This is a genomic window from uncultured Rikenella sp. (assembly GCF_910577125.1).
Lineage (GTDB): Bacteria > Bacteroidota > Bacteroidia > Bacteroidales > Rikenellaceae > Rikenella.
On sequence record NZ_CAJTMN010000135.1, the window covers coordinates 1 to 4,758 of the forward strand.

The window sequence follows — 4,758 nt, forward strand, 5'->3', positions numbered from 1 at the left end:
CCCGCAATACGCCGCTCACGCGTCGAGATTTGCGGCACCTCCCGGGCGCCGGCCCGCTCCAGTCCCTCCCCACCCACAGCCAACAGTTCAGCCCACTTCTCTACCCTATTCGGCCTGTCGCCCATCCCCCCGAAGCCGCTACGCGGCTTGGGCGACAAGGCCGGCGATTCTGCGAATCGCGCTACTCGCTCTCAGCCTACAGCTGTTACCCCAGCAGCAGTTCGGCGCCAGTGGAGAGTGCAACGAGCTTCGTCGAGTTGCAGTCCTCCGTCTGCCGGTGCGTCGGACTACGCGACCCTAAGGGTCGCAAAAGCTCTGCCCCAATACAGCCCCAAGCCCAGCCCAATTCTCCGCCCCGTATCCGCCTCACTGCGGCTCCGCTGTCGCTTCGCCACTTCATTTTCCGCGCGCTGACGGAAATCTTATTCAAACGCGCACCACGCGTTCGGATGATTTCCTTCTCCAGCAGTCGCGCGCGGGGCTTTTCATCCGTCGCCCGCTGGGATTTCATCTCGATTTTGCTCACCGCAAAACGAGTGAAATCCCTCTTTACGCGAGCGGACGACTGTCGAGCTTTGTCCCGCCTCGAACTGCCCTCGGGCCGGGCAGGCCCCACGTCCCGTGGACGGGAAAATGCTTACGCATTTTCACTTATCTGCTTAGTCCAATTCTTTTCCCGCGCGCTGGGGCGATTCATTCTGTTTCGCCTCTTCACCGAAACAGTTGAATCGCCTCCTTAAGCGGCGGCGCGCGGTGCCGGCGGGCACTCCGAAATAGGCCGCCTCTACCCTAAGCGCGCTGGCGGAAATCTTATCCAAACGCGCCCTCACGCGTTTGGATGATTTCCTTTTCCAGCAGTCGCCCGCTGGGATTTTACCTCGATTTTGCTCGCTGCAAAACGAGTGAAATCCCTCTTTACGCCGGGCAGGCGGTGCGTGCCGCACTCCCAATTGGCCGCCTCTACCCTAACAGGATAGAACTGGCCTCGGGCCGGCCGGGCCCCACGTCCCGTGGACGGGGAAATGCTCGCGCATTTCCACTTTTCAACTCAGCCCAATTCTTCGTTCGCGCGACGGAAAACCGCTGGCACAAAAAGCATCGCCGTTTCAACCTGAGGTTGAAACGGCGATACCCAACAATTAACTGCTCTGTAAAAAGCCCCTACACCAGCTTCTGGAACTCGTCCGGCGTAACGGTCTTTTCGTTCACTTTGATCTGATCCGCAACCGCAGCGACCGCTTTCCGTTCCGATACGGTGTCGTAGATCTTGCGAACCTCCTCCTTGTTCCCGAGGATCGACCCGACGAAATTTTCGAGCATATCGTCCGCCACGGTGTGCATCCCGTAGTACTGGAACTGCATCATCGCCACATCCCGAGCGCCGGCTTTGATATCCTCCTGAGTCACTTCGAGGTTGTTGTCTTTCATCACCTTGCGACGGATCATGTCCCAACGGAGCATATCGAGGAACTGCGGGAAATCCTTTTCGATCTCTTCCATCGAGAACTTGCCTTCGTTCACCCGGTAGAGCCAGTCCTTGAGGAACGCCTCCGGCAAAGCGAGTTTGGTCTTGTCCAAGAGGTATTTCCGCAAATCTGCGGTGAATTTGTATTCGGTCTCCTTGGCCAGCTCACCGCGCACCTGTTCGTCGATCCGGGCGTCGAACTGCTCCGGCGTGGTCACGTCCCCGGCCGGGAACGCAAGTTTGAAGAACTCTTCGTTCATCTCCGGTTCGGCGAATTTCCGGATCTGAGTGATGGTGAAGGTGTATTTCGGATTCATCCCCTCCAGTTCGGCCTCTTTCACGCCGAGAATCGATGCCCGCTGTGACGGTGTCTTGTAGATTTCATTGACATCCACTTCCACAGAGTCGCCGACTTTCTTCCCGACGAACGGTTTCCGGGCCTTTTCGTCCAAACTGATCAGTCCGACATAGGCATCGTCAATCTTGACATCCCCCTGGGTGAGCGTCCCGGTCAGGGCCTCTTCGTCGGCCACGACGTCTACGTCCACGAGCTTCCCGAAGCGCCGCATGTAGTTGCTCCGGAAACCCTTCCGCATGTCGTCGTTGGGTTCGATGATGTATTTCGTCACGCTGTTTTTCTTGGTCAGCGCGAGGTCGATCTCCGGTGCGAGGCCGATTTCGAAGACAAATTCGAAGTCGGTGCCGTTGTCGAAATCCAGGTCTCCCTGTTTCGTTTCGGACGGCATCAGGTCGCCGACGGTCTCGATGTTGTTTTCCTTGATATATTCGAACACCGCGTCGGTCGCTTTCCGATAGGCGACATCGGCCAGGACCCCTTTGCGGTACATCTTGTTGATGATCCCCATGGGCACCATCCCGGGACGGAAGCCCGGCACGTTGGCCTTGCGTTTGTACTCTTTGAGCTGTTTATCGACCTGTTCCTTGTAATCGGCCTCACCCACGGTGACGCGAAGCAGGGCAGTCTGGTTTTCGAGGTTTTCTCTGACTACGTTCATAAGAGAAGTTCCGGTTTGTATTTTGCGTTAAGAGAGGCAAAGGTAAGGGATTTTTATGAAAATCCCTTACACGAGCCGCAAGGAACGCGATTCGGCCGGCTACTCGTCTTTTCCGCCGCCGAGTTCGCGGTTCAGTACGTGAACGGCCTCCTGAAAAGCATCGTGGAATTCGCGCGCCAGTATCGTTCCGTCCGGCCCGAGGAAGACGAAGAAAGGCCAGCCCCGAATCACATAAGACTCCGTTAAGGCTTGGTTTTCGGGATGGTCGGTCTCCAACTCGACTTCGATCCAGGGGTGTTCGACCATCCCGGCCAGCACGGGACGGATGTCGTCGGTTCCGCTCGCCGGGGTGAGACGGTCCGTAGGCAGCGATTCGTACACTTTCCGAATAACGTCGATCGACTCGGTGAGCCCCATCACCTCGAAGCCCTGCGCGTGGTATTCGTCGTAGAGCCCCCGCACGTAGCGGTCGATAGCGATCGAGCCGGGACACATCCCCCAATGGTACATCAGAAGGTATTTCCCGCGGAAGTCGTCTTTGGTCAGGGTGCGTCCGTCAACGGTGGTGACGGTGAAGTCGGGCCCCGGCTGTCCGACGGCCAGTCGGGCCATGGCCTCCATATAGCGGGCATAGAGCTGCCCGAAATAGCTCTCGCGGAGTGCCTCGGAGTAGGTGTCGAAGGTGGCGCGGGCCTCGTCCACCGGGGTATAATCGAGCTCGGGAATCTCTTCGACGAGCAGGTAGAGCGTCCCGTCGGGATGGTTTTTCCGGTAGTTGCGGTTCAATGTCCGCACCCGGTCGACAGCGGCGCGGTTGTCGTCATAAAAGAGATTGAATTTTTTGCCACACTCCCGAGCTGCAAGGGTATCTTTCTGTTCCATGAACTCTTCGTACTGCCGGAGGTAACCGCCGCGCACCTGCCCCAGCGAGTCCTCGACACGCAGCACTTCGGCCAGCTCGGGATCACTGTAGACGCCTCCGCCCCAGGCGCTGTAATAGATCTCATCGGCGGTTCCGGCCACGGTGATCCGGTCGCCGGGGGTGATGATAACGGGTTTGCCGGCCCGATCGTTCTCACGGACTTTCCCCGTTTTCGGGTGGTAGGTCATCATGTAATACTGGTCGTGCTCCAAGGTGCCTTTATAGCTGAAGCGGCCGGGCTTCTTCACGACGATGTCGAAAGCGGGGAGGTACTCCCACCGGGGCAGCTGAATGGTCTCGAAACGGATGGTGTCGCCGGGCTGCAGACCGTCGATCCGGCCGTCGACCGTGAATTTCTGCGGGCCGGAGGCAGCGGCCGTGCCGCACACGGCGGCGAGCAGGCCGATAAAAAGAGTTCGGAGCATAAGCCTTTCTGTTTTGAGGTTTATGCTCCGAAGTAACTAAAAAATCCGTTACAATGTTCGCCCGACAGACAATTATTTTCGGACTTTCCGCAATTCGAAGTCGGGCCCAAGGTAAACACGCCGCACGAATTCATCCGCTGCGAGCTCCTCGGCGGTTCCGGTGCGGATCACTTTCCCTTCCACCAGAATATAAGTGCGGTCGGTAATGGACAAAGTTTCGTGGACGTTGTGGTCGGTGATGATGACCCCGATATTCTTCTCCTTGAGCGATGCCACGATGGACTGTATCTCAGCCACGGCAATCGGGTCAACGCCTGCGAAAGGTTCGTCGAGCAGGATAAACTTGGGATTGATGGCCACGGCGCGCGCAATCTCGGTCCGTCTGCGCTCGCCGCCGGAGAGCTGCTGGCCGAGGCTCTTGCGCACTTTCTGCAAGGAGAACTCCTTGATGAGGTATTCGATCCGCTCGCGCTGGTACTCTTTGGAGTAGTCGGTCATCTGGAGCACGGCTTTGATGTTATCCTCGACGGAAAGCCGCCGAAAGACCGATGCCTCCTGTGCCAGGTACCCGACGCCCAGCTGTGCCCGCCGGTAAACGGGCTCTTTGGTGATCTCCAGGTCGTTGAGAAAAATCTGCCCGTCGTTGGGCTTGATCAGTCCGACGGTCATATAAAAGGTGGTGGTCTTCCCGGCGCCGTTGGGCCCGAGCAGACCGACGATCTCGCCTTGCTCGACGTCGATCGAGACGCGGTTCACGACGGTGCGCGATTTGTATTTCTTGACGAGGTCGCGTGTCCAAAGCCGCATCTTCTCGCCGGACGGATTGATCTCTTCCGGATTTTCCATATACTGTAATTGTTGCCGGTTGCAGGTTTGAGGGTACTGTTCTTTCTGTGAACAGAAAGAACCAAAGAAACTTTAGAGGATGCT

Annotated in this window: 3 protein-coding genes; all 3 read right to left on the minus strand. The window is 57.7% G+C overall.

Annotation, left to right across the window (positions count from 1 at the left end; all coding sequences use genetic code 11):
- Positions 1-1,161: 1,161 nt before the first annotated feature.
- The 3 genes from tig to lptB all read right to left on the minus strand — a co-directional run bounded on the left by tig (position 1,162) and on the right by lptB (position 4,635).
- Complete coding sequence (gene tig, locus QZ292_RS09685; RefSeq protein WP_294601030.1) at positions 1,162-2,481, minus strand: trigger factor; 1,320 nt, start codon at positions 2,479-2,481, stop codon at positions 1,162-1,164.
- A gap of 99 nt (positions 2,482-2,580) precedes the next feature.
- Positions 2,581-3,828, minus strand: a complete 1,248-nt coding sequence (locus tag QZ292_RS09690; protein WP_294601032.1) for a redoxin domain-containing protein — start codon at positions 3,826-3,828, stop codon at positions 2,581-2,583.
- A gap of 72 nt (positions 3,829-3,900) precedes the next feature.
- Complete coding sequence (gene lptB, locus QZ292_RS09695) at positions 3,901-4,635, minus strand: LPS export ABC transporter ATP-binding protein (RefSeq protein ID WP_294601034.1); 735 nt, start codon at positions 4,633-4,635, stop codon at positions 3,901-3,903.
- Positions 4,636-4,758 lie beyond the last annotated feature (123 nt).